At 64.5% G+C, this 25459-nt stretch carries 22 protein-coding genes; 14 read left to right on the top strand and 8 right to left on the bottom strand.

Annotated features, from left to right (window positions below; genetic code table 11):
* Positions 1-3: 3 nt before the first annotated feature.
* A complete protein-coding gene (locus ACVIYL_RS28555; protein WP_253608177.1) occupies positions 4-984 on the bottom strand; it encodes a DUF4424 domain-containing protein in 981 nt (326 codons plus the stop codon).
* 88 nt (positions 985-1072) lie between these two features.
* Entirely contained in the window at positions 1073-1369 is a 297-nt protein-coding gene (locus ACVIYL_RS28560) for a hypothetical protein (protein WP_253608182.1), read from the bottom strand.
* Between the two features lie 156 nt (positions 1370-1525).
* On the opposite strand from ACVIYL_RS28560, the gene ACVIYL_RS28565 reads away from it, so the two are divergent.
* The 3 genes from ACVIYL_RS28565 (at position 1526) to ACVIYL_RS28575 (ending at position 5833) form a co-directional block, all read left to right on the top strand.
* Positions 1526-3250 (top strand): hypothetical protein, encoded by a 1725-nt coding sequence (locus tag ACVIYL_RS28565; RefSeq protein ID WP_456780364.1) that lies wholly within the window; start codon positions 1526-1528, stop codon positions 3248-3250.
* A 139-nt stretch (positions 3251-3389) separates the two neighbouring features.
* A complete protein-coding gene (locus ACVIYL_RS28570; RefSeq protein WP_253609989.1) occupies positions 3390-5168 on the top strand; it encodes a caspase family protein in 1779 nt (592 codons plus the stop codon).
* Positions 5169-5188: 20 nt separating this feature from the next.
* The gene (locus ACVIYL_RS28575) at positions 5189-5833 is read left to right on the top strand and encodes a DUF4384 domain-containing protein (RefSeq protein WP_456780365.1); all 645 of its coding nucleotides are present in this window, start codon (positions 5189-5191) and stop codon (positions 5831-5833) included.
* Positions 5834-6035: 202 nt separating this feature from the next.
* On the opposite strand, the gene ACVIYL_RS28580 is transcribed toward ACVIYL_RS28575, so the two are convergent.
* On the bottom strand, positions 6036-7874 hold the full coding sequence (locus tag ACVIYL_RS28580; RefSeq protein ID WP_456780366.1) for a caspase family protein: 1839 nt from the start codon (positions 7872-7874) through the stop codon (positions 6036-6038).
* A gap of 621 nt (positions 7875-8495) precedes the next feature.
* Between ACVIYL_RS28580 and ACVIYL_RS28585 the strand changes: the two genes are divergently transcribed.
* The 3 genes from ACVIYL_RS28585 to ACVIYL_RS28595 all read left to right on the top strand — a co-directional run bounded on the left by ACVIYL_RS28585 (position 8496) and on the right by ACVIYL_RS28595 (position 9868).
* The gene (locus ACVIYL_RS28585; RefSeq protein WP_253608186.1) at positions 8496-9053 is read left to right on the top strand and encodes a zinc-dependent metalloprotease; all 558 of its coding nucleotides are present in this window, start codon (positions 8496-8498) and stop codon (positions 9051-9053) included.
* An 88-nt stretch (positions 9054-9141) separates the two neighbouring features.
* Positions 9142-9597 (top strand): cupin domain-containing protein, encoded by a 456-nt coding sequence (locus ACVIYL_RS28590; protein WP_253608187.1) that lies wholly within the window; start codon positions 9142-9144, stop codon positions 9595-9597.
* A gap of 88 nt (positions 9598-9685) precedes the next feature.
* Positions 9686-9868 (top strand): hypothetical protein, encoded by a 183-nt coding sequence (locus tag ACVIYL_RS28595; protein ID WP_229158945.1) that lies wholly within the window; start codon positions 9686-9688, stop codon positions 9866-9868.
* Between the two features lie 48 nt (positions 9869-9916).
* Here ACVIYL_RS28595 and ACVIYL_RS28600 read toward each other — a convergent pair whose 3' ends face one another.
* On the bottom strand, positions 9917-10912 hold the full coding sequence (locus ACVIYL_RS28600) for a phosphotransferase (RefSeq protein WP_253608188.1): 996 nt from the start codon (positions 10910-10912) through the stop codon (positions 9917-9919).
* 128 nt (positions 10913-11040) lie between these two features.
* On the opposite strand from ACVIYL_RS28600, the gene ACVIYL_RS28605 reads away from it, so the two are divergent.
* From ACVIYL_RS28605 to ACVIYL_RS28620, 4 genes are all read left to right on the top strand, one after another.
* Complete coding sequence (locus ACVIYL_RS28605) at positions 11041-11511, top strand: copper chaperone PCu(A)C (RefSeq protein WP_307720401.1); 471 nt, start codon at positions 11041-11043, stop codon at positions 11509-11511.
* Positions 11512-11646: 135 nt separating this feature from the next.
* Positions 11647-13419, top strand: a complete 1773-nt coding sequence (locus tag ACVIYL_RS28610) for a PQQ-dependent dehydrogenase, methanol/ethanol family (RefSeq protein ID WP_129965109.1) — start codon at positions 11647-11649, stop codon at positions 13417-13419.
* A gap of 134 nt (positions 13420-13553) precedes the next feature.
* Entirely contained in the window at positions 13554-14048 is a 495-nt protein-coding gene (locus ACVIYL_RS28615) for a c-type cytochrome (protein ID WP_456781901.1), read from the top strand.
* Positions 14045-14671, top strand: coding sequence for a hypothetical protein (locus tag ACVIYL_RS28620; protein WP_063709654.1), 627 nt, complete (start codon positions 14045-14047; stop codon positions 14669-14671). Before ACVIYL_RS28615 ends, ACVIYL_RS28620 begins: the two co-directional genes overlap by 4 nt.
* Before the next feature lie 162 nt (positions 14672-14833).
* On the opposite strand, the gene ACVIYL_RS28625 is transcribed toward ACVIYL_RS28620, so the two are convergent.
* Positions 14834-16507: a protein kinase domain-containing protein gene (locus ACVIYL_RS28625; RefSeq protein ID WP_456780367.1), complete on the bottom strand. Its 1674-nt coding sequence runs from the start codon at positions 16505-16507 to the stop codon at positions 14834-14836.
* 63 nt (positions 16508-16570) lie between these two features.
* Complete coding sequence (locus tag ACVIYL_RS28630) at positions 16571-17830, bottom strand: MFS transporter (protein ID WP_076831717.1); 1260 nt, start codon at positions 17828-17830, stop codon at positions 16571-16573.
* Between the two features lie 635 nt (positions 17831-18465).
* On the opposite strand from ACVIYL_RS28630, the gene nirB reads away from it, so the two are divergent.
* Genes nirB through ACVIYL_RS28645 form a run of 3 tightly spaced genes read left to right on the top strand, consistent with a single transcriptional unit; the run spans position 18466 to position 23926 of the window.
* The gene (gene nirB, locus ACVIYL_RS28635; RefSeq protein ID WP_456780368.1) at positions 18466-20925 is read left to right on the top strand and encodes a nitrite reductase large subunit NirB; all 2460 of its coding nucleotides are present in this window, start codon (positions 18466-18468) and stop codon (positions 20923-20925) included.
* A complete protein-coding gene (gene nirD / locus ACVIYL_RS28640; protein ID WP_253639611.1) occupies positions 20922-21251 on the top strand; it encodes a nitrite reductase small subunit NirD in 330 nt (109 codons plus the stop codon). The genes nirB and nirD overlap by 4 nt, the downstream gene beginning before the upstream one ends.
* An 11-nt stretch (positions 21252-21262) precedes the next feature.
* The gene (locus ACVIYL_RS28645; protein ID WP_456780369.1) at positions 21263-23926 is read left to right on the top strand and encodes a nitrate reductase; all 2664 of its coding nucleotides are present in this window, start codon (positions 21263-21265) and stop codon (positions 23924-23926) included.
* Between the two features lie 76 nt (positions 23927-24002).
* Here the strand turns inward: ACVIYL_RS28645 and ACVIYL_RS28650 are convergent, their stop codons facing one another.
* Positions 24003-24125: a hypothetical protein gene (locus ACVIYL_RS28650; protein WP_456780370.1), complete on the bottom strand. Its 123-nt coding sequence runs from the start codon at positions 24123-24125 to the stop codon at positions 24003-24005.
* 3 nt (positions 24126-24128) lie between these two features.
* Between ACVIYL_RS28650 and ACVIYL_RS28655 the strand changes: the two genes are divergently transcribed.
* Positions 24129-25079: an amidohydrolase family protein gene (locus tag ACVIYL_RS28655; RefSeq protein WP_057019679.1), complete on the top strand. Its 951-nt coding sequence runs from the start codon at positions 24129-24131 to the stop codon at positions 25077-25079.
* Here the strand turns inward: ACVIYL_RS28655 and ACVIYL_RS28660 are convergent.
* Positions 25076-25327, bottom strand: coding sequence for a hypothetical protein (locus ACVIYL_RS28660; RefSeq protein ID WP_141339650.1), 252 nt, complete (start codon positions 25325-25327; stop codon positions 25076-25078). The genes ACVIYL_RS28655 and ACVIYL_RS28660 overlap by 4 nt on opposite strands.
* Positions 25328-25459: the final 132 nt, after the last annotated feature.

Raw genomic sequence — 25459 nt, forward strand, 5'->3', positions numbered from 1 at the left:
CGTTCAGAACTTGCCGATCATCAGGATCTTCAGGTCGGCATCCGGCTTGAAGTCGCTCGCCGTGAACTGCCGCGCGTTGTCGGCAGATGACGGCTTGAGCCGCCCTGGACAAAAACTGACCAGACGGTCGTCGCCGCCCGGATCGATCGTCAACGTGAAGGACCGGATTGGACCCGCCCAGTTCGCACCCGTCTTGAGCACGTAGGAAATACGCCGCTCCTGCAGCTTTGCGGTGTTAGCCTGGCTGTCACCTGTGCGCTTGTCCAATTCGGCAAGGAAGGCATCCGTAACGCAATAATCTCTCCGGTATCGCTCGACTTCCGGGCCTAGCGCCGCGCTGTGACGCAGACCGGAGCGCAGGACCGTGTCGGGGCTGGAGCCGACGCTCGGGCGATATTGATGTTCGACCGTGACGGTACGCGCCGCTGGGAACACTTGCTCGCGAACAGCCGACGTCCTGGTTATCCAGCCGGGCGTGTATTGCTGGCGACCGTTGTCGCTCATGCCGGCAGGCATCAGAAGGCCATCATCGATCAGCTTCGTGCGGGTTGTCGCCGGCAGGTCGGCCACCCGTATCTCCCGATCACCGAGCGGCAGCAAAGGCAGCTTGAACTGACGGAGGAGGGCGGTGACATCCTTGTTGCCGACCATGGCGCGCTGGTCGATGGCCAGCGGCACCGGGTTGCCGTCGATCCTCGTCTCGAACGCGACGAAGTTGACTGGATCGCTCGATGGAAGCGCAATGCTCTCGGCTTCGGACAGGTCGATGTCGGGCAGCGGAAAGGCGACCGTGAGTGCAACCGGCTTGCTCGTCTGGTTGACGAATTGGTAGCGAACGCTGACCCGGTCCAGCCCGATACGAAGCTCCTCGCTCGCCATGGCCACGTCCTTGGTGCGGACGAATTGCAGCCCGCCGATGGACAATTCGGCCGCCGAATCGTTCGCCCGCGCAGGCCAGCCGGTTGCGGCCAACAGGGCGATCATCAAGGCTCGCGACCTCAACGACTGCCCGCTTAACGCTCCATTTGCCATGCCGGCCTCCATGCGGCGCCCCAGCGTCTGCCCGTGTGGGTCAATCGATCGCCTGGTAAAGGTCGCCCCATTCCGGTTTCCAGACGCCATCGGGGTCGCAAACCACGATCGCGAGCTTCATGTCATTGGCGAGACGGATTGCGCCGCGAAAGGCATCCTGGGCCGGCATATGGGCGCTGACCTGGTCGCTGCTCAGGCGTCCCCCGCTTGCGGCGGCCGGCAACACGATTGACCCGGAGGCGCCGGCATTGTCGCGTCTCAAAACCAGAGTAATCGCGTCGGGCTGGATTTCACTGACTTGCTCAAATCTGTTTCTGGCCATGATTTTGCACTGCAAGCTGAAGGAGTTCGGACTATCACCGTCCAGTGAAAGAGTTGAACGGGATCGGGGTTGCTCGCCACTAATTGACGCTGCACTCGCGCAGTCTTGGATTAGGCAGTCTTGGATTAGTCGGACTGACGCCGCATTCGGTTCGGTTACATTGAGGCGGATATGCTTCGTCGATCTAGCTGGATCTGGCTCTCTATCGTCGGCGCGGCCATAGCTGCCACCGGGGCTAGGGCCGACGACGCGGTCGTGCGAAGCTTTGCCGGCGGTTCGGCTGCATCCATGGTGGGGATCGTCGCGGCCAGCCAGGACGTCGAACTCGCGGGCCCGCAAGCGCTCAGCGCTGACGGACAGGGAAATCTGTTTGTGCTCGATCAAATCAATGGCCGCATTCTGCAGTTCGACCCCAAGCAACCGAACACTGCTCCCGGCATCCTGAAGATGCCTGGCGACGTCCAGCCCACCGACCTCGTCGTCCATAACGACGACATCATGGTTTGGGACGGCGGCGTGCGGATGCTGAAGGCGGCACCAGGACAGTCCACACGCGGGCTGGGCGGCGACGAGATCCAACTGGAGGAAGTCTCATCCCGCGGAACCGACGACCAGGTCGCCATTTCGGCCTTCGCACAGATGGGCTCGCAGGCGCTGAGCAGCCCGACCGACTTGCTGGATCAGAATACGCGCGCGGCCATCGTGAGGACGACGCGACAGCCCGACCGGCAATATATCGCCTCGCGCAGCAAGGGATCGGTGATCGCCGATATCATTCCCGACAAGGGCAATGCCGGCGTTCGGGTCGAAATCCAGACCATGGTCTCCAACGAGACCATCGGTCAGCTCGGCCTGCGCGTCCGCAACCAGCTCGGCACCGTGGAGTTTCTCGAGATCGACAACAGCGACCGCTTCTACGTGCTGGCCGAGGACATTCCTCCGTCGGGCAAGAATGCCTCCACCTTCGTCGCACGCTATGCCGCGAACGGACGCCTTGAGGGTATCTACGAGCTGCCGCTGGAGAACACGCCCGTGACCCGGCGGTTCGTCACCGTCTCGGGCGACGGCGACGTCTATTTTCTGCGTACCAAGCCGGATGGCGTCGAGGTGGTTGGTGTCGGCTTCCGCCCCCTGGGCAAGGTATCCGTCATTGACGTCAGGCCGTCGCGCACGGCGGCCGCGCCGGCGGCGGCGCGGCCGGATGTCAAGTTCAATGCGACCGCCGCCGTGCGGCCGTCCAATCGTCAGCAGGCGATCGAGACGGCCTTCGCCTTTGAGGGCATCCAGTGGAAGCTGACACCGGCGAACTACGGTAGCGATCCCGACAGCCAATGCTCCGGTTTCAGTCGTATTCGCCGGCCGTGGTATCTGCAGGGCAAGGTAAACCAGGAAGTGCGCGGCGTGCCCTATTGCTGGGGCTGCCACGGTTCGCTTGCGAATTTCCGGCAGCGGATCGACAGCGGGACCCTGGCGGGCAATGTCTGCACCCGTAACGAGCCACGGCCGGATGTGGCCGGTGTCGACTGTTCGGCGTTCGTCAGTGCCACGTGGGGACTTTCCGTCCACTACACGACCGCCGCCATCCCCGCGATCGCCGCGCCCGTGACCAATCCCTGGGACCTCAAGCCTGGTGACGCCCTGAACAAACCGGGTTCCCACGTGATGTTGTTCCTGCGGTTCACCCCGGATCGCAAGGCCGAGGTCATGGAATCCTCGACGGGTGGCTGCAACGGTCGGGTCTGCCGCAACGTCTACCCGCTCGCGAGCCTGCTTGCGCGCGGTTACGTTCCGGTCCGCTTTCGGGCGTTCGCAGACGATCAGACGACCGTTTCCGCGAACGCCTATCAGGAGACCGAGGCGCCGACAGGCCGCAAGACGGCGAACAAACGGCGCTGAACCTGAGGTCTTGCCAAGGCTACAGATGAACATGGATCACCGCCTGCGCGCCGGTTTCCGGAGGTCCGGACGGCATTTGCCTTTCTGCCTTACCGGTGCGGTTCCAGGGCGGACCTGCTTGATATCGAGGTGGATCGCGATGCGAACGCTCAGGGGCTTTGATCGAAGGACCGGTTGGCTGTGTGCCGCCATCCTGCTCGCCGCGTTGATCGGCCTGCCACTCCAGCGCGCGCATGCGGCGGGTGAACTGTCGATAAGCAATCCCGACGGTGCGGCTCTCCGGGCCCTCGTCATCGGCATCGACGACTACCAGCATGTACGCAAGTTGAAGGGCGCGGTCGCCGACGCCAATGACATCGTGTCCAGCTTGAGAACCATGGGTGTCAGCGATGTGGTCGAGCTGACCAATGCACAGGCGGACAGGGCGAGCGTGCTGCGCGAAATCAGCTCACTGGTGGAGCGGACCAAGAGCAACGATCTCGTCTTCCTGTCGATCGCAGGTCACGGCACGCAGGAGCCGGAGCGGATCAAGGGCTCGGAACCGGACGGAATGGAGAACGTGTTCCTGCTGCCTGAATTCGCGACCACGCCCGCCGGGTCGGTCGAGCGCATTCTGGGAAGCGAATTCAACCATTTCATCCGGCAGTTCGAATTGCGCGGCGCAAGGGTGATTTTCGTCGCGGATACCTGCCATGGCGGCGGAATGGTGCGCGATATCGATCCGCGGGCGGCTGAGATGAGTTTTCGGCAGGTGCCCCGCTACACGCTGCTGGTCGATGAATTGAAGCCGGTGTCGAGCAGCGACGACCCGAAGTCCGAACTCGATCTCGACCACACCGCGTTCATCGCCGCGGTCGATCGGCACACCAAGGCGCCGGAAGTGCGGATTCCGGGGATCGATGGCCTGCGCGGCGCCCTGAGTTATGCCGTTGCGCGCGCCGTGGAGGGCAACGCGGACATCAATCATGACGGCAAGGTGACCCTGAAAGAGCTTTTCAGCAATGTTCGGCAGGTGGTCTATCAACTGTCCGACCAGCGCCAGAATATCGTGACGGTATCGTCGCCGGCACAGATGCCGGAAACCGAGGTCGCGTTCGAACTGACCCGCGGCGTGGTGCTGATCCAGGGGACGGCGGCGAGAGCTGCCTCCGGCCAGGTCGCTACCGTCGCGTCCGCCGAGAAGCAGACCCCTGCGCCGCCGGCCGTTACGGCCAAGTCGCAAACCGCTCCAACCAGTGCCGCTGCGACCGCCCCGGCTGCGCCCAGTGCCGCACTGCCACCCTTCCGCCTCACCACGCCGATCCGCTTGGCCGCGCTTGACGGCAAGATGAGCTATTTCACCAGCGTCAAGCCGCAGGACGCCAGCGTGCAGGCCGTTCAACCGACTGATAATCCCGACCTGATCTGGGACCCCGTATCCCATGATGTGATCGCCTGGGGCGACGTGGTCGCCTATGGCGTCGACGTTGGCGGTTTGACGACAGTGGTCAACCGAACCGCGGCAATTCGGGAGCTGAAGCGCATGGCGACGCAGTCGCCGCAGCTGATGCGTATTTGGCCGGATGATCGACAGCAGCGCAGCGGACAGACCGTCGAGGTCGAATTGTCCGACGTTGGTTCGCGGGCGGTGCTGCTATTCAACGTGTCCGGTGATGGAACCATCCAGATGCTGTATCCGGTGGGTTCCGATGCCGCGATGGCTCGATCAGCAAATCTGCGGTTGCCGCTTCGGGTAGGCGAGCCGTTCGGCGCCGAGCAGATCGTCGCGGTAACCTCGCAGCAGCGGATGGTTGATCTGGAGACGGTCCTGATGCAGCTCAACCGGCGCCGTGCTTCGGGGCAGGTGATCAAGAGTCTGGAGCGCTACCTGCCGGCGGATGCGCGGATCGCGTCAATCGGCTTTTTCAGCGTTCCCTGACGAAGCTGTGACAGCCGGTCATGTCGTCAGCGAAACTGGTTTCCCGCAAGCAGTCCTGGTTCGCGATCGTGCTGCTGGCAGGAAGCGGGGCCGCGTCGGCGACGCCGCCGCCATCGGCCGCTCCATCGGCGGGTGCGACGAATGCTCCGTTGCTCTGGCGCGTACAGGCCCCGCGCGGCCCGGCAAATGCCGCCGGCGTGGCGCTTGAAATCCTGCCGGGTCCAACCGTCAACATTGGCGGCAAGGTGTCATTCGGCGTAACCGCCAGGAAGCCCGGCTATCTGATGCTGGTGGATGTTGATGCGGAAGGGCGGATGAGCCAGATCTTCCCGACTGCCGAGCTATTGGCGCAGTCGGTCGGACCCGACATGAATCTTGTCAAGCCTGGCGTCCAATTCATCGTTCCGACCCCGGCGGCACAGCAACGTGGATTTGAATATGTCGTCGCGCCGCCGGCCGGGTCCGCCGTGATCGTTGCGATCCTGAGCGAGCGACGTGTGCAATTGCTCGATTTGCCGGACATTCAGCGCAAGCTTCAGGGGCCGGCCGACACGTTGAGCTATCTGTCGGATTGGACCAGTCAGCTGCGGATACCGGACAGCGGCGGCGGAAGACTGTTGCCGAACAATTGGTCGTTCGACATCAAATCATACTCCATCAAGTAGGTCAGCGATCGCATTGCTCAGGCTGCCCGGGCGGTCGAGGAGACCGTCCCGCGCGATCATGTGGTGAATATTCTTGTGGCCGAAGCTGCTGTCCGGCGTCTTGCGTGCAGGGCCCCGCGGTTTGGCTCCCTTGCCCCCGGCATTGCCGATTGCGGGGAGGAGACGGCGGCCCGATCTCGAGCGTGCCGCCTTGCATGCCGTCCTAGTTGCAGACCTCAACATTGCCGGTACCGCCGCCGGGACCTCCGCCGCCACGGTAATCGAGATGACACCCGCGACGGACCGGGCGGCATAGATAAGCATCACACACGATCTGGCCGCTGCCACCAGAGGGTCTGGCCGTCGCCTGTCGTCGGGGAACGTCGGCTTGCGGCTCGGGCCTCTCACGGACCGGACGATCGGCGCGCGACGGCCGCTCATCCGTGTTGCGCTTCGCCACCGGCTTTTTCCCGCGCCGCTTCTCGCATTCGTTATCCTCGTTCAGGAACGAGCCCTCGGCGCAGGTGATCTTGCGGCACTGGTCGCCGTCGGCCTTGTAGCCATGTTCGCAGATCAGCGGGCAAACCCGGGCCGGCTTCAGCTTGATCGCATCGAGCGCATCGAGGCTTGCAAGCTTGACGTCAAATTTGGTTCCGGCGTGCCGGTTGAACAAGGTCAGGGAGCGACGCGAGGCCGCGTTCCACTCACCGTCGATGGAGCCTGTGAAACAACCAACCCGGCTCAATTCGCTCTGCACCGATTTGGCAAGATCTTCCTGCGGCGGCGCCGTGTTCAGGGCGGCAACCTTCGCGCCCTCGCTATTCTGCGATGGGGTAGCGGTTGCAATATTATCCGGCTTGGCGCTGTCGGGCGCGGGTCCGTTCGCGGAAAGCATGGCGACCGTTGAGGTTTGGGATGCGGTCCGCTTCCGTTCAGCCTCAGCAGCTTGGTCCTGCGCCGCCTGCTTTGTTCTTTCTGCCGCGATACGGGCATCCTCCGCGGCCTTGAATTCTGCGGCCGCCCTTTCCTGCTCCGCTCGCTGGGCACCTTCGGACGCAAGCCGCGCCTTCTGCTGCTCCGCTTCCTGCGCTTTCCTGGTGGCGGTAACGCGCGCGTCCTCCGCGTCGATCTGGTTGAGCTGAAGCTTAGCCAGATTTGCATAATAGCCGTCGGGATGCTGGGCGAGGAACGCGCTCATGGCGGCCTTATTGCCGACCTGCAGGGCCAATTCGTAGTCGCGACGGATCTCCGACGAGGCGTTAACCGCCGGCGGCGCCGGCCCTTCTGCCTTTGGCACGAGCGCAACGTCCTCACCGCCCAGTGAGCCGTAAACGTAAGGCTCCTGCCGGTTGCCGGTCGCTTGCAAGACATCATCGCGGACGAAGCCGAAAGCCCTGCGCAGGTCCAGTCCAGGCTTTGCGATATATTTCACCAGCGCCGTCGCGTAGGGACTGTTCGTGCTGTTGCCGTCGAGCGCGGTCAGTCCGGCCTTCGCCGCAAACGCGATCAGCGTATTGGATACGGCGGGTTCTACCCGGGCGAGCCCGCGGCTGATCGCGCGCGAAGCGACGGTTCGCTTCATGGTGTCGGCAAAAGGATTGTTGCGGCAGGCATCAACGATCACGACGCGGAGCTGCTTGGCGGGCTCGATGGCCAGCAGGACACGATCGAGCGAGAAGGCCTCGTCATAGATATCGGTGTCGCGTTCAAGTCTGGCATCCGTCGGGATCAGATAATTCGTCCCGTCGATCTCGATTCCGTGACCTGCATAGTAGACGATGGCGATGTCTGCATCGCGAGCTTGATCGGCGAAATCCCTCAGTGCCCGCCGCATGTCGCTCGAGGTCAGGTTCAGCCGAGACTCCACCAAATCGAACCCGGCGCCCTTCAAGGTCGCGGCGATAGCGGTGGCATCATTGGCAGGATTCGGAAGTAATGGCGCATTTTGATAGTTCGAATTGCCGACCACCAAAGCCACTCGCTTCGTTGCCCAGGCTGGCTGAGACGCCAGGAGAACCGAAGCAGCAAGAACAACAAGAACTCGGAGGAGCGTGTAGCGCATGGCGAACGTCCAAAAATCGGCTCGAAACAACGGCAGCTTTATCGAAGGTGGCCGCGCGCAAACTCCACTGCGTCAAGCGTTACGGGCGCCGGCATACCTCCGTAGAGAACAAACTTGAGTCCAATCCATTCCTGATGTTGTCGTCCGGGACAGCGAGATTGTTCAAGGATACACCGAAGCGTGTAGGGCCGGTGGTGCACGGCCGAACAAATGTCAATTGACCTGTAAGATATTGAAATATCTGTCTTTTATCGTTAGCGCCGGAATGGCTGGCAGTGCCGGCATCCGCCTGGGCTTCGCCAAGCGAAGTTCCATCTCTCGATAGTGATCTCGGAATTGAACTCGCATGCTCAAGCGATGCTCGTGCCGGATCGTCAGCGTGTGACGGCCGCGTCGTTAGTCTCGGTGGCGTCGACAGGGTTCAGCCCGTTCGTCTCGGCCGTTTGTCGCAGCCTCGGGCCTCTTCCATAGGAGCGCGAACTGCGTCTATCTGGAAGCAACGCCGATCCGTTCGAGCTGAGACGTGCGAGTCCCGAAAGAATCGAAATCTGCGTCCTCGGGATCCGGACGTCGACGTGTGGACGCCCACCGCAGGTGTCGTCGAAATCTCTGGAGACGCACATGTCTATTCCACTGAAAATCTACATTACGCCATTTGCCGAGAAAGGTGTCGCCGAGCCGCAAAAATGGAGTGGCGAGGCCGCCAAGAAGGCACTGGATGTGGTCAATAAGATCTGGGCGAAGGCCAAGATCGGGTTCGTGATCAATGATTACGTGGAAGATAAACCGCTCGATATGGCGAAGAGCGCGCGCAACAATGACCAGCGCGTGCTGGATGTTCTCAGTTTCCGGCATGCTCCCGACAATGCGGTCCACATCTATCTCGTCAATCCGATAGTCAATCTCTCGGCCGGTGGCGGCTCGTATCTTCATAGCGATCCCGAGCCGGCAAGCTTTGTCCAATGGTATGGCAATGACTTTGCCAACGGACGCGCGTGGGCTCATGAACTTGGGCATTTGATGAGTCTCGACCACGTCGACGTAGATTACGCCGATGAGAAGCAGGCCGCCCTGCGCAGCAACTTGATGACGAAGGGATTGAGCGTGGGAAGCGATTTGACCGGTCAGCAGATCAGCACGGCCAAAGGTTCAAAACTGGTGAAGCGATTTGGCGGCTGACCGCGGAACCTCCTCGCTGCCGCCTTCCATGAAACCAATTGCAGTCGGCCCGATCGCTCGTTCGCCCGCCAACCGCCGGAGAGACGCCATGCCCAAGGTCGACCTTGCAAACGTGCCGGAGCGCAAGGGGACCGGCTATCCGGCGGAGTTCGCCGCGCCGTGCGCCGAGCGGGTGCGACAGCGTCTCGGTGATGCCGGCGGGCTCGCCGACTTCGGCGTCAACCTGATGCGGCTGCCGCCCGGCAACTGGTCGAGCCAGCGCCACTGGCATTCGGATGAGGACGAGTTCGTCTATGTGCTCGCGGGCGAGGTGGTTCTGGTGGAGGACGGCGGCGAGACGGTGCTGCGGGCCGGCGATTGCGCGGCGTTCCCGAAAAACTCCGGCAACGGGCATCATCTGATCAACAGGTCGCAGATGACGGCGACCTATCTCGAGGTCGGCTCGCGCTCGCGCGCCGACGTCATCACCTGCTCCGACATCGACATGATGAGCCCGAGCTCCGACGGCCGCTTCCTGCACAAGGACGGCACGCCGTACGAATAGCCCCACCTGTCGCGCCGCGCACGAAATCGGGCGTTGCGGATTGGCCGGCGAAGGACCAATGTTCCGGCGAGGAGCTTTGGTCGCGTCCATGCCGGAATGGTATTTCATCTGGGTCGACGGTCCGCGCGGACCCGAGCCGCAGAAATGGTCGTCGGATGCGCTGTGGGGCCAGCTGGCGCGTCAGGACGTGATCGTGCGTTTTCCCCTGAGCGATCGCGAGGCCGAATTGTCGCTCGACCAGCTCGCAAGGCTGCACCCGGTGCCGCAGTGAGCTGCGCTGCAGTTCTTTCCGTCGACGTTCAATCCGCCGGGGTGAACGTCAGACCGAAAGATCGAAGCCGGGCGTCGCGATTTCGGTCAGGAACGCGGCGACGAACATCTTGCCCAGCACATGCTTGGCCGCCGGCGTGCCGGCCTTGAGCCGGCCGGCGCGTGTGGCCTCTGCGAGCTCGGCAAGCGTCGGTGCCGCAAGGCTCGTATCGGGTACGGTGCGCGGCGCCGTCGCGGATGCGCTGAGCAGCACGCCGGCATAGTAGAGCCGGGTGAGCGCGCGGACATGTGCGAGCCGTGCGCGCCGCGCCTCGTCGAGCCGGCGGCCGAGCCAGGCACGATGCAAAATGCTTTCCAGCTCCGGCGTCCGCGCCAGGCTGTCGCCGACAATCGCGAGGTCGACCAGCGGATCGGTGCGATAGGCGGATTCCCAGTCGATCATCCAGAGCCTGTTGCCGTCGAACAGGATGTTGGCGGGGAGCGAGTCGTTGTGGCTCGACACCGAGTTGGCCTCATCCCAGGCATAGGCCGCGCGGATGCGCGCGAGGTGCTCGTTGCAGCGCTCAAGCACGCCGGGCGCGAACAGGCCGGTGCGGCCGACATGGGCCCAGAGCCGGGCCACGATGTCGGGGTAGCGCACGAAAGCGGGAAAGGTCGGCGTCGCCTGCAGGCGCGCCAGCAATTCGCCGAGCGCCTTCGCCAGCGCCGGCAGGCCGCCGGGATAGCGGCCGAGCGGCTGCCGCTGCACAAAATCCATCACCGCGACGCGCGAGGCCTCGTCGACATAATGGAGTCGCGGCGCGATGCTGGCCTCGGCGGCGATCCTGAGCGACACATACTGAAACGGATTGCGCAGCGGGCTCGGCATTCCTTCGATTCGGAGCAAATAATTCTCGCCGCCTGCATCGATCCGGAACAATTGCGCCGACGTTGCGCCGCCCGAGACCGATGTGACCGCGTCGATCGCCGCGGTGCCGATCACCTGACGCAGTGCGGCATGTGCTGCGTCGCGCTGTGCCGGCGGAAGTTTATCGAGAGCACTCATGCGCAAGAAGCTAGCATGGCCGCTATGCGTGCCCAAAATCGCGTTAATGCAGCGTTCGCGATCTATTGCTGGCAGCGCACGACGAAGCATGAAACAATGCTGCAAAAATCATGTTGGGAGAGAACTTGATGTCGTTCGAGCGGGAGTTGCATTGCGCCGTTGCGTGCCGATCATGGATCGCGTTGCCATTATTCTGCCTGATCAGCACGTTCGGAGTGATGCATAACGCCGCCGCGAACGAGTCCTTGCAGATTGTGGACGCGCGCGTGCCGGCGGTCGACAAAGCGGGCGGGGACCTTCCCTTGACGATGACGATCAAGAACGAGGCCGACAGCGCCGATGCGCTGCTTCGTGTCCGCTGCCCGGTTGCGAATTTTTCCGAGCGTCATACTGTGGATCGCGGCGAGGGCGCACCGGCGATGCGCTCGATATCCAATATACCAGTACCGGCAAAGGCAATGCTCGAGCTGAAGCGTGACGGTTATCACGTCATGCTGCTGCAGATGCGTCAGGCGCTCACGCCGGGCGAGACCTTCAAATGCGCGATCGTTTTTCAGAAAGCAGGCACCATCGAGACGGAGGTACAGGTCCAGAAGTGACCTCACACAAGTGACTCAACAAGACGGCGGGTGGTGCACAGCCATGCGCCGGGACTCAAGGCTTCTCGCGTGATCGCCCGTGTGTGACGGGCGGTTCGATCAATGAAGAATGCTAGATCCGGAGGAAATGAACTCATGACAAGGTTGAATTGGGTAAAGTCGCATATGCTCGCCGCGGCAGTAGCATCCGCAGCGACGTTCGCGGGCTCTTTCGCGCTCGCCGACGATGTCGGCCAGGACCGTCTGCTCAATGCTGACAAGGAAGCAGGCAACTGGCTGCACCACCACAAGAACTATTCGGCGACGCGCTTCTCGTCGCTGGCCGATATCAACAAGGACAACGTCAAGAATCTCAAGGTCGCCTGGACCATGCATCTCGGCGGCGTCGAGGGCGGCGGAATCTGGTCGCATGGCGGCCTGGAGGGGACGCCGATCGTCGAGAACGGCTTCATGTATGTCACCGACGGCTGGGGTTCGGTCTACAAGATCGATGCGCATGGCGGCAAAGGCGTGCTGCTCTGGAAGATGGATCCGAAGACCGACCATGACTGGGCCGGTGCAGTCGCCTGCTGCGGCGTCGACAACCGCGGCGTCGCATTGTGGGGCAACCTCGTCGTCTCGCACACGCTCGACGGCCGCCTGATCGCGACCAACAAGGAGACCGGGCAGGTCGCCTGGCAGCGCCAGGTCGCCGATCCCGACAAGGGCGAGGTGATCACCGGCGCACCGCTGATCGTCAAGGACATGGCGATCACGGGCGTGGCCGGCGCCGAATACGGCATTCGCGGCTGGATCGCGGCGACCGACCTGAAGAGCCAGAAGGAAGTGTGGCGCACCCACACCATCCCGGGCAAGGACGAGGCGGGTCACGAGACCTGGAAGGACGACAAGGACGCCAAGGCGAGCGGCGGCGGATCGACCTGGGTCACCGGCAGCTTCGACCCCTCGACCAACACCATCGTCTGGGGCGTCGGCAATCCCGGACCGGACTGGGACAACGAGTACCGGCCCGGCGACAACCTCTACACCGACTCCTCGCTTGGTCTCGATGCCGACACCGGCAAGATCAAATGGCACTACCAGCACACGCCGAACGATCCCTACGACTATGATAGCGTGGCGGAGAACGTGCTGGTCGACGTCCCCGGTCCGAACAACACGACGCAGAAGCTCGCGCTCGAGGCCGACCGCAACGGCTTTGCCTATGCGATCGACCGCAACAGCGGCAAGTTCATCTGGGGTCTGCCGTTCGTCAAGAAGGTGACCTGGACCAAGGGTCTCGACCCCGAATCCGGCAAGCCGGTGGAGTATGATCCGAAGCAGGGCGTGCAGCGCTACAACGCGGCGGTGACGCCAAGCCGCACCAACAAGGTGACGGACATCTGCCCCGGCAACATGGGCGGCAAGAACTGGCCGCCGACCGCGTATAATCCGAACCTGAAGCTCTGGTACATCCCGGTGATCGAGAGCTGCAACCGGATCACGGTTGAGGAGACGACGCCGGACAAGTTGAAGAAGCGCGAGTTCTTCACGGGCGGCGGACCGAGCCAGCCGGTCAAGATCACCGGCAGCGTCACCGCGATCGACGTCACCACCGGCAAGGTGGCAGGGAAGGCGGAGACCGAATTCCCGAATCTCGGCGGCATCCTGGCGACGCCCGACCTCGTGTTCTCCGGACAGCCGTCCGGCGAGGTGATCGCCTACGACGCGAAATCGCTGCAGCAGCTCTGGCAGTTCAACACCGGCGGCGGCGTCAATGCGCCTCCGATGACGTTCTCGGTGGACGGCAAGCAGTATGTCGCGATCCTGGTCGGCCTCGGCGGTGCCTGGGACAAGTGGTTCATCGATGCCACGCCCGAGCTGAAGCGGATGCAGCCGGGCTCGATGCTCTACGTGTTCGCCCTTTGACGTCGCAAGCGCGGGAGGCCTCTCACCGAGGCCTCCCGCGTCGATTTGGCCGAGAAAGACAAGAAAAAAGACAAGAAACAAGACAAATGAAAAAAATATCGCTGGTTGGCGCGTGGCTCGGCTGCGCGCTGGTGATGGGATTTATCGGTACCGCGCAAGCGCAGTCGGCGAGCGATCCGACCGATGCGGGCAAGGCGGTGTTCAAGCGCGGCAATTGCGTCGGCTGCCACAAATGGCACGGCAATGGCGGCGGCGGCTATGGCGGCGACGCGCTGTCGCTGCGCAAGACCGAGCTGACCCGCGAGCAGATCATCGAGACCGTGACGTGCGGCCGGCCGGGCACCGGCATGCCGTTCTTCGTGCGCGGCTCCTACGACACCACGAAATGCTACGAGATGACCCGGCGGGACGTCGCGGACCGCATGCCGCCCGAAGCGAATGTGTTCCTGCGGCCGAACGAGATCGAGGCCGTCGCCGACTACGTGCTCGCCCGCGTCAAGGGCAAGGGCGAGCCGACCTACGATGAATGCATCGCGTTCTTCGGCGATGGCTCGCGGGTCTGCAACATCTACAAGGAGGCCGGCCACGCCGCCGCGCCGTCCGATCAGAGCGAGAAGGCAAAGCCATGAGCAAGCAAGGATCGGCAATCCGTGGCTTGGTCTTCGCTGTCACCGTCACGGCAGCGGTGCCGGCGATGGCGACCGCGGGAGACCTGCGCGACATCAGCGTCGGAATGGCGATCAGCAGCGTGCCGGACGCGGGCTACATCAACCTGACTTGCGTCGGCGAGAAGACCCACAGATTGGCTGACTGGGCGCAATGGCAGGCTTGCCAGGCCGGACCGGACCAGCTGCGCGGCATCCGCTTCGAATACGATCGCGAGAGTGGGCGGGAAGGCACCATGGTCGGCGGCCATCCCGCGATCCTCACCGTCATGATCGACAAGGACGCCAAGATCGCGGCGCTGATGATCGAGACCGATCCGAAGGCGCGGCTCTATCTGCGCAAGAAGGCCTTCCTGCTCGGCCTGCAGGCGAGGTCGCGCTATGGCGAGGACGGCTGGACCTGTTCCAAGGCACAGCCGGGCGCCGACAAGCAGGAGGTCGGCGGCGTATTTGTCGACGAGAAATGCACCAAGACGATCGACGGCCGCACGGTCGAGATCGAGCGCCATCTCTACCGCGAGCCGAACAAGGAGCTCAAGGACATGACCGACGAGACCCGCATCACGATCCGCCGCGCCGGGTCCTGAGCTGCAAACTGAAATAGCCAAATTTCAGCTGCCTAACTGATCTAAAATGACTCTCTTTCTTTTCGTCATGGCCGGGCTTGTCCCGGCCATCCACGTCTTTTCTTACGCGATTGCAGAAAAGACGTGGATGCCCGGCACAAGGCCGGGCATGACGGAGCTAGTCTAATGCCGAGCCAGCAGCACCACGACGATCAGGGCCAGGATCGCGCACAGCACCTTCCAGAAGGTCACGGGATCGCGGTCGTGCAGCGATTTGCGGGTGGTGACGGCAGGGCCGGCCCAGGTCGCGCCGTTTTCCAGTTCGTGCGCGAATTCGATGGCATCGCCGAAGCGTTGTGCCGGGTCGACGCTGAGCGCTTTGCCGATCACCGCGTCGAGCCAGGCCGGCAGATCCGGCCGGTAGCGCGACAGCGGCGCGGGCTTGCCGAAGCGCGGCCGCGAGAACGGCTCGATCTCGCCGAACGGATAGTTCGCCGTGAACATGCGGTAGACCGTGACGCCGAGCGCGAACAGGTCGGAGGCCTCGTCGCCGGCCTTGCCGCCGAACAGTTCGGGCGCCATGTAGCTCGCGGTGCCCGGAATGTCCTCGGCGGGAAAATCCTCCAAGAGCGGCACCCGCGCGACGCCGAGATCGACAAGGCGCAACCCGCCGTCCTTCAGCAGGATCACGTTGTCCGGCTTGATGTCGCGATGGATGATGCCGGCGCGGTGCAGCGCGGTGACCGCACGCACCAGCTTGGTTGCGATCGCGATGCCGTCGGTGAGCGACAGCCGCGGCGCGCGACCAAGCCGTTGCTCCAGTGTTTCGCCCTCGTAGAGCGGCATCGCCGAATAGAGCCTGGTCTGCCGCTCCGCCGGCACCTCGATGATCTCGCCGATCCAGAGGCTGCGCACGCGCGCGGCGACCCAGGCCTCGCGCACGAAGGCGAGGCGGTAGGAGCCTTCGCTCGCGACCCGTGGATGGGGAAACTTCAGCACCACTTCGCGGCTGGCGCGCTTGTCGATCGCCTTGAACAGGCGGCTGTAGCGCCCGTCGGACAAGACGTCGCCGAGGCTGAAATCGTCGATCGTATCGCCAGTCACCGGCAAATCGAGGATCGGCAGCGTCGCGATCGCGTGGGTGAGATCGTCGCGGTCCGCCGGCGGCAGGTCGACGACGTCGAGCACCAGTGCGGTCGTGTTGTCGCTGCTGCCGGCCGCGAGGGCGGCGTCGACGATGCTGCGCGCGGACTCGTCGGGCGGCGTGCGTTCCTCCAGCAATTGCTGGAGGCGCAAATCGCCGAGCGCGCCGTGAACCCCGTCGCTGCAGATCAGCAGGCGATCATGCTGCCGGAGCCCAAGGGACGTGTAGTCGAAGCGGGCGAACTCCTCGAAACCGATAGCGCGGCTCAGCATGTGGGCGAGGTCGCCGCGGCCGGCGATATGGTCCTGCGTCAGGCGTTCCAGCCGGCCATCGCTCAGGCGATAGGCACGGGTGTCGCCGATATGGATCACATGGCATTGCCGCCGTGACAGGATGATCGAGGAGAACGCGCAGGCCATGCCGCTGCGCGCGGCATCGACGCGGCCCTGGCCGTAGATCCAGCTGTTGGCGGCTTCCAGCGCCCGCGCGGCGCGGCGGCGGACGCCGAGCGTCTCGGGCAACGAATAATAGGCGTCGATGAAGCTGCGGACCGCAACCTCCGCGGCCTCGCGTCCGCCCTTGTGGCCGCCGACGCCGTCGGCGACCGCGGCAACCACGTCGCGATGCAGCGTGCCCGGCTGGCCCAAGCAGGCCGCGACATAGTCCTCATTGGCGGCGCGCTTGCCGGTCTCGCTGGCGAAGCCGACGCGCACCCCCAAGTCCCGTTGCGAACCGTTCGCCACGTCCGGGCCCCGTCATGTTGCGGAGCGGAGTCCTCAGACGCGCGCTCCCGATACCGCGCCCCAGGTGGTGCGCCAGCGAACCTTGACCATGGCAAGTCCGATGAAGCCAAGCAACGCCAGCCCGCCGAAGAACAGGAAGCCGGCGCCGAAGCCGCCGGTCATGCCCTTGGCGGCGCCGAGCGTCTGGGCGAGGAAGAAGCCGCCGACGCCGCCGGCGCAGCCGACCAGCCCGGTCATCAGGCCGATCTCGTGACGGAAGCGCAGCGGGATTAGCTGGAACACCGCGCCGTTGCCCATGCCGAGCGCCAGCACGCCGATCGAGAACAGCAGCACCGAGATCCAGGCGATGCGCGGCAGTTCCGTCAACGCCCAGCCGGCCTGCGTCGGCGCCGTCGGGCCCTCCGGCATGAAGGCAATGACGAGATAGGCCGCGACCACGACACCGAACAGGATCGACAGCGAACGGATGCCGCCGATCCGGTCGGCGATCATGCCGCCGACGGGACGGAATCCCGAGCCGAACGCGACGATCAGCGCGACCAGCATGCCGGCCGCGACGCCGGAGACATGATACTGCACGGTGAAATAGAGCGGCAGCGCGTTGGCGAGGCCGACGAAGCCGCCGAAGGTGATGAAGTAGAAGAACATGAACCAGCGGCTGTCGGAATCCTTCAGCAGTGCGCCGTAGGCCTGCAGCGAGACCTTCTTGCGCTCGCCCGGCGCGTCCTTGGCTGCGACCGCGTAATAGGCGAGCACCATCAGCATCGGAATAAGCAGGCAGCCGAACACGGCCTGCCAGCCCCAATGCTCGGCAATGGTCGGCGCGAGCAGCGTGTCGAGCACGACGCCCATATTGCCGGCACCGGCAATCCCCATCACCACGCCCTGATATTGCGGCGGATACCAGCGGCTCGCCTGGGGCAGGGCGACGGCGAACGAGGCGCCGCCGACGCCGAGCGCAAGCCCGAACAGCTCGATCGCGAGCTTGCTGGTCAGCCCGAAGTGCCACACCGCAGCAGTCGCGGCGATCACGACGAGCTGGGCGATGATGCCGGTGCGCTTGGCGCCGATGATGTCGGCGAGAATGCCCATCGGCACGCGCAGCAGCGCGCCGGCCAGCACGGGAATGGCGACCAGGGTGAACTTCTCGTTCACGGCCAGATTCATGTCTCGCGCGATGTAGACGATCAGCGGTCCGAGCGCGACCCACGCCATGAAACTGATGTCGAAGTACAGGAACGCGGCAAGCAGTGTCGGCCAGTGACCTGCCTTCTTGAACTCGGCTAGCTTCATCGCAAGCATCTCGCGTTGATGCGGCGGAGGCAGCCGCGAAAGCGCGGCCATCTCAGGCGCAGACAAATGGAATGTTGGTGAATGGGAGTGCGCTCGTCGTTGAGACGCACTCCGTCAACAGCTGGGGTCAGCAATTACCGTGCCATCGATCACGTCGCGTCGCTTTGCCGTGCAGTCGCAAGACGTTGCCGCGCAATCGCGAACAGCGTTCCGCCGCCGCGCGTGGCGTGGCTTGCGGCAAGTGCCGCCGCGCAAACGCGCACGCTGGTGCTTTTTTGTGCGATGCGCCAAGTCCGCGCGATCGCGCATCAAATACGATTTCGCGATCGCCATCGCGGCCCGCGATGCTGTGATGCACAAGAGATCATCGGCGTGGCTAAAATTTCGGCCGGCTGTCGGCGCGGCGCGCGGACCGGTGGATTTTGATCGGCCGGAAACCTATTGATTTTGCGGCCGGATTCGACCGCCACCAGTTGGCACGCGTTTTGAATATCAATCTATAACGGAACATCGGTCGTCATCGAAGACGGTCTGCGCCCGCGGCTGGGCTTCCTACAACTCCAAACCTTTATCGGTGCCCATCAACGACGCACGCCGCGTCGCTGCGCAGCGCCGTCGGAATTGAAAGGCGGACCATGCTCGACAAAGTGACCAAGCAGAAGCTCGTGGTGATCGGCAACGGGATGGCCGGCATCCGGACGGTCGAGGCGCTGCTGGAGCGCGCGCCCGATCTCTACGACATCACGGTGTTCGGCTCCGAGCCCTACGGCAATTACAACCGCATCCTGCTGTCGCCGGTGCTCGCCGGCGAGAAGACCGTCGACGACATCATGCTCAACACCGTCGACTGGTACGAGGACAACAACATCACGCTGCGCAAGGGCGAGACGATCACCATGATCGACCGTCGCACCTGCGAGGTCGTCACCGAAGCCGGCGAGCGCGTGCCCTATGACCGCCTCTTGATCGCGACGGGCTCAAACCCGATCATGCTGCCGCTGCCGGGCAAGGACCTGCCGGGCGTGATCGGCTTCCGCGACATCTATGACGTTGATCGCATGATCAAGGCCTCGACCGACTATCGCAACGCGGTCGTGATCGGCGGCGGCCTGTTGGGTCTCGAGGCCGCCAACGGGCTGATGAAGCGCGGCATGAACGTCACGGTCGTGCATCTGCTCGACACGCTGATGGAGCGTCAGCTCGATCCGGTGGCCGGCGGCCTGTTGCGCAAGTCGCTGGAAGAGCGCGGCATGGTGTTCAAGATGCCGGCGCAGACCCAGGCCATCCTGGGCGAGGACCGCGTCACCGGCGTGCGGTTCGGCGACGGCACGGAGCTGCCGGCCGATCTCGTGGTGATGGCGGTTGGCATCCGCCCGAATTTCGAGCTCGCCAAGAAGGCCGGGCTGTACTGCGAGCGCGGCATCGTCGTCTCAGACACCATGCAGACCTATGACGGCCGCATCTACGCGGTCGGCGAGTGCGTGCAGCACCGCCGCCAGACCTACGGTCTCGTCGCGCCGCTGTTCGACCAGGCCAAGGTCTGCGCCAACCACCTCGCGATGAAGGGGTTTGCCACCTATGACGGCTCGGTCACCTCGACCAAGCTGAAGGTCACCGGCATCGACCTGTTCTCCGCCGGCGACTTCGCGCCGGGGCCGGACAAGGAGGAGATCGTGCTGCAGGACGCCAACCGCGGCGTCTACAAGCGCATCATCCTGAAGGACAAGAAGATCGTCGGCGCCGTGCTCTATGGCGACACCATCGACGGTCCCTGGTACTTCCAGCACCTGCGTGACGGCACCGACGTCTCGCATATGCGCGAGCGCCTGGTGTTCGGCGCCGCCAATCTCGGCGATGGCGGCGTCAGCGGCCAGAGCTCGGTTGCCGCGATGAGCGACGAGACCGAAATCTGCGGCTGCAACGGCGTCTGCAAGGGTGCCATCGTCAAGGCGATCAGCGAGAAGAAGCTGTTCACGCTCGATGATGTCCGCGCTCACACCAAGGCATCGTCGTCCTGCGGGTCCTGCACCGGCCTTGTCGAGCAGGTGCTGGCGTTCACGCTCGGCGGCGACTATTCGGCGGCGCCGAAGGTCAAGCCGCTGTGCAAATGCACCGATCACAGCCACGACGACGTTCGCCGCGTGATCGTCGAGCAGCAGCTCAAGACCATTCCCGCGGTCATGCGCTTCATGGAGTGGAAGACCCTGAACGGCTGCCACTCCTGCCGTCCGGCGTTGAATTACTATCTGCTCGCGACCTGGCCCGGCGAATATCGCGACGATCAGCAGTCGCGCTTCATCAATGAGCGCGTCCACGCCAACATCCAGAAGGACGGCACCTATTCGGTGGTGCCGCGGATGTGGGGCGGCGTCACGACGCCGAGCGAGCTGCGCGCGATCGCCGACGTCGCCGAGAAGTTCAGCATCCCGACGGTAAAGGTCACCGGCGGCCAGCGCATCGACCTGCTCGGCGTCAAGAAGGAGGACCTGCCGGCGGTGTGGGCCGACCTCAACGACGCCGGCATGGTGTCGGGCCATGCCTACGCCAAGGGCCTGCGCACGGTGAAGACCTGCGTCGGCTCCGAATGGTGTCGCTTCGGCACCCAGGATTCCACCGGCCTCGGCGTCAAGCTCGAGAAGTTCATGTGGGGCTCGTGGACGCCGGCCAAGGTCAAGCTCGGCGTCTCCGGCTGCCCGCGCAACTGTGCGGAGGCGACCTGCAAGGACGTCGGTGTGGTCTGCGTCGATTCCGGTTACGAGATCCATTTCGCCGGTGCCGCCGGACTGCACATCAAGGGCACCGAGTTCCTGACCAAGGTCGAGACCGAGGACGAATGCCTCGAGGTGATCGTGGCGCTGACCCAGCTCTACCGCGAGGAGGGCTGGTATCTCGAGCGCATGTACAAATGGTGCGACCGCGTCGGTCTCGAGCAGATCAGGAAGCGGGTGGTCGATGACGTTGCGAACCGCAAGGCGCTGTTCGCTCGCTTTGCCTATTCACAGCAGTTCGCGCAGACCGATCCGTGGGCCGAGCGTGCCAGCCGCGGCGTCGATCGCAACGAGTTCGCGCCTCTCGCCGAATTGGAGCTCGCATGACCCAGTGGATCGAAATCGGCGCATTGACCGACATTCCGCGGCTCGGCTCGCGCGTGGTGCGCACGCCGGGCGGCAACATCGCGGTGTTCCGGACCGAGAGCGACGAGGTGTTCGCGCTCGACGACCGCTGCCCGCACAAGGGCGGGCCGCTGTCGCAGGGCATCGTGCACAACAAGCGCGTGACCTGTCCGCTGCATAACTTCGTCATCGAGCTGGCGAGCGGGCAGGCGGTCGCGCCCGACGAAGGCTGCACGTATACCCACCCGGCCAAGGTCGAGAACGGCGTTGTCTGGCTGTCGGTGCGGCAGGCGGCGGCGGTGAGCTGAGCGGTCAGGCAATGTCCGTCAAGACCACGTGTCCCTATTGCGGTGTCGGCTGTGGCGTCATCGTGTCGAAGGACGCGGCGGGCGCCGTCCAGGTCGAGGGCGACAAGCAGCATCCGGCCAATTTCGGCCGGCTCTGCAGCAAGGGTTCGGCGCTCGCCGAGACCATCGATCTCGATGGGCGTCTGCTCGAGCCGATGGTGGACGGCGCGCCGGCGACGTGGGACGACGCGCTCGATCGTGTCGCCGATGGCTTTAGCAGGATCATCAGGGAGCACGGGCCCGACGCGGTCGCGTTCTATGTTTCCGGCCAACTGCTGACCGAGGACTATTACGTCATCAACAAGCTCGCCAAGGGCTTCGTCGGCACCGCCAATATCGACACCAATTCGCGGCTGTGCATGGCCTCCAGCGTCGCGGGGCACAAGCGCGCCTTCGGCAGCGACACCGTGCCAGGCTGCTATGAGGATCTCGAGCAGGCGGACTTACTCGTGCTGGTGGGCTCCAACGCCGCCTGGTGCCATCCGATCCTGCACCAGCGCATGCTGGCGGCGAAGGAGAAGAATCCGGCCTGCAAGATCGTGGTGATCGATCCGCGCCGCACCGCGACCTGCGAGGGCGCCGATCTGCATCTGCCGCTGCGCTCGGGCAGCGACTCCGTGCTGTTCAACGGGCTGTTCGCCTTCCTCGCCGGCAGCAACGCGGTCGACCGCGGCTTTGTCGGCAATTGCACGACGGGTGTCGTCGACGCGCTGAAGCAGGTCGGCGGCCAGACCGTGGCGCAGACCGCGGCGACCTGCGGCCTGACCGAAGGCGCGGTCGGCCTGTTCTTCGACTGGTTCACCCGGACCGAGCGCGTCGTCACGCTGTATTCGCAGGGCATCAACCAGTCGTCGAGCGGCGTCGACAAGGTCAACGCCATCATCAATTGTCATCTTTTGACCGGGCGCATCGGCCGTCCCGGCATGGGGCCGTTCTCGCTGACCGGCCAGCCCAACGCGATGGGCGGCCGCGAGGTCGGCGGGCTCGCCAACCAGCTCGCCGCGCATATGGAGATCGAGAATCCCGCGCATCGCGAGCTGGTGCAGCGGTTCTGGCGTGCGCCTGTGATCGCAGAGAAGGCCGGGCTGAAGGCGGTCGACATGTTCGACGCGATCGCCGACGGCCGCATCAAGGCGGTGTGGATCATCTCGACCAATCCGGTGGTGAGCCTGCCGGATGCCGATCGCGCCCGCGCCGCGCTCGAGGCCTGCGAGCTCGTCGTGGTGACGGATTGCATGCGCGACACCGACACCACGCGCCACGCCGACGTGCTGCTGCCGGCGCTGGCGTGGGGCGAGAAGGACGGCACCGTCACCAATTCCGAGCGCCGGATCTCGCGGCAGCGGCCGTTTCTCGCAGCGCCGGGCGAGGCGCGCGCCGACTGGAGCATCATCTGCGACGTCGCCAGTCGCATGGGATATTCCGGCTTCGACTATGCCTCGGCCGCCGAGGTGTTCCGCGAGCACGCCGAACTGTCGGGCTTCGAGAATAGCGGCCGGCGCGATTTCGACATCTCGGCGCTGGCGGCGCTGGACGATACCGCCTATGACGCGCTGGCGCCGGTGCAGTGGCCGGTGACGTCAGACTATCCGGCCGGCACGCCGCGGATGTTCGAGAGCCAGCAATTCTTCACGCCCGACCGCAAGGCGCGCTTCGTGCCGGTGGCGCCGCGCGCGGCGCGCCACGCGACCAGCCGCGACTTTCCGCTGGTGCTCAACACCGGCCGCGTGCGCGATCAGTGGCACACCATGACCCGGACCGGCAAAACCGGCCGGCTGCTGGCACATGTGTTCGAGCCCTATGCCGAGTTTCACCCCGAGGATGCGCGGCAGGCCGGGCTGCAAAACGAGGGATTGGTGCGGCTGACCAGCAGCTGGGGCGAGATGATCGCGCGCGTCGTGGTCAGCGCCGACCAGCGCCGCGGCTGCGTGTTCGTGCCGATGCACTGGAACGCGGAGTTCGCCGGCGAGGGGCGCGTCAACGCGCTGGTCAATCCGGCGACAGATCCAGTGTCCGGCCAGCCGGAGTCCAAGCACACGCCGGTCAAGGCCGATCCCTATACGCCGAAATGGCACGCCTTCATCCTGAGCCGCGACGCGATCAGGCGTCCGGCAAGCGGCTATTGGGTCTACGGCAAGGCCGGCGATTGCACGCGGCTGGAGCTCGCGCTCGACACTCGCCCGGAGAGCTGGCGCGACTGGGCGAGGGCGCAGCTCGGCCTCGAAGGTGTCGAGATCGAGTGGATCGCCTATCGCGATCCGGCGGCGGGACGCTTCCGCTACGCGGCGGTGCGCGACGGCCGGCTCGAGGGCTGCGTGTTCATCGCGCCCGATCACGCGCTGCCGTCGCGGGCCTGGCTGACCGGGCTGTTCGCCGAGCAGCAATTGTCGGCCAATGCGCGGATGTCGCTGCTCGCGGGAAGGCCGTTCGGCGCGGGCGAGGATGTCGGCCCGATCGTCTGCTCCTGTTTCAGCGTCGGACGGCACCAGATCACCGCCGAGATCAAAAAGGGCGCCGACAGCGTCGATGCGATCGGCCGCTGTCTGAAGGCCGGCACCAATTGCGGCGGCTGCAAGCCCGAGATCGGCAAGCTGATCGGCGCCACCGCGCAGCCGCGGCAGGCGATCGCGTCGTAGGTCGCCGCGCCAGGGCCCAGCCGAGAAATGCGCGATTCAAGATTGTTGCGGCGCAAATTGACCGTGAGCCCTATTTCTACGGCCGCAATTTCCTGATGTGATCTTCAATATTGCGAGCCAGTTTGCGGTTACCCCTGCTGAGGCGCGCCGTGCCGATCACCATCATGTCGTGACCAAAGCCATAGAACAGGAAGGACATTACATGCCTTCACGCCGTCATCTTCTGACCGGCGCCGTCGCGACCGGTGTCGCGCTGTCAATGCAACGCGCCACTGTAGCAGTCGCGCAGCAAAAACGAGTGATCGTCGATTCGCAGGTTCACCTGTGGCCGGCAAGCACTCCGGAGAGACCCTGGCTCCCCGGTGCCAAGCCGCAGCTCCCGGAGCCCTTCACCATCGAGCGAGTCATTCCACTGATGGACGAGGCTGGCGTCGATCGCGTTGTCATCGTTCCGCCAGTGTCGCTTGAAGGTGAGCGCATCGATTATGCCCAGGAGGCAGTCAGACGGTACCCGGGCCGCTTCGCCATCATGGCGCGTGTCGCCCTCGACAAGCCCGACCGCGCGGCACGGCTTGCGACTTGGCGCGACCAGCCCGGCGTACTGGGCGTGAGGTTGAACGTCGGCCCCGGCGAAGCGGCGTGGCTGACAGACGGAACCGCGGACTGGTTCTGGCCGGCGGCGGAGAAGGCCCGCCTGCCGGTGATGTTTCTCACTGAGGGGCAGACGTCGCTGTTCGCCCGCATCGCCGAGCGGCACCCGCAACTTACGCTCATCATCGATCACATGGGCGTCGGCGCGGGACTTCGCCCTCGTCCCGGCTCATCGGAAAACAACATGGTGCCGGAGGCTATCGTCCAGGCGGCCGCGCTCGCAAAATATGCGAATGTATCGGTGAAGTTGTCGTCGGTCCCGCTGATTTCGACTGAGCGATATCCATTCCGCGACGTGATCCCGCACATCCACCGCCTGTTCGACGCCTACGGCCCGGAGCGCTGCCACTGGGGGACCGATCTAACCAACTCATTCGCCCGGGCCACTTACCGGCAGCGCGTGACGCAATTCACGGAGGAGCTTCCGTTCCTCAGCGAAAGCGACAAGGACTGGATCATGGGCCGCGCGATCCTGGCGCGGCTTCGCTGGACGTCGTCCTAGCAGCCGCGGCAGATGCTCTTCAGCTTGCTGTTGAGCAGGCGGTCCTCTTCGTCGGAGGCCGCCTTGGTGTAGGGGTCGTTGCCGTGGCGCTTGTCGTCGGCAAAACTGCCGGCGCCAGTGGCGCCGCCCACGTGCATGCCGTGCATCGCGTGCCCGCCGCCATGGCCGTGGCTGCCGCGCGCGTCCACCGGCGGCATCGCGGCCGCAAGCAGCGTCAGCAGCAACCCGACCGTCGTGATCGTCCGCATGTTTTCCTCCTCGTCGCGGCAAAATACCGCTGACGCTGAGGCAAATGGGTGTCGGCCATCTTCACAATTTCGCGTGGCGGCAATCGGGGCAGGGGCCGGCCGGTTCCGGCCAAATACCGCCGGTGCGCCGCA

The organism is Bradyrhizobium sp. USDA 3315 (assembly GCF_054056795.1).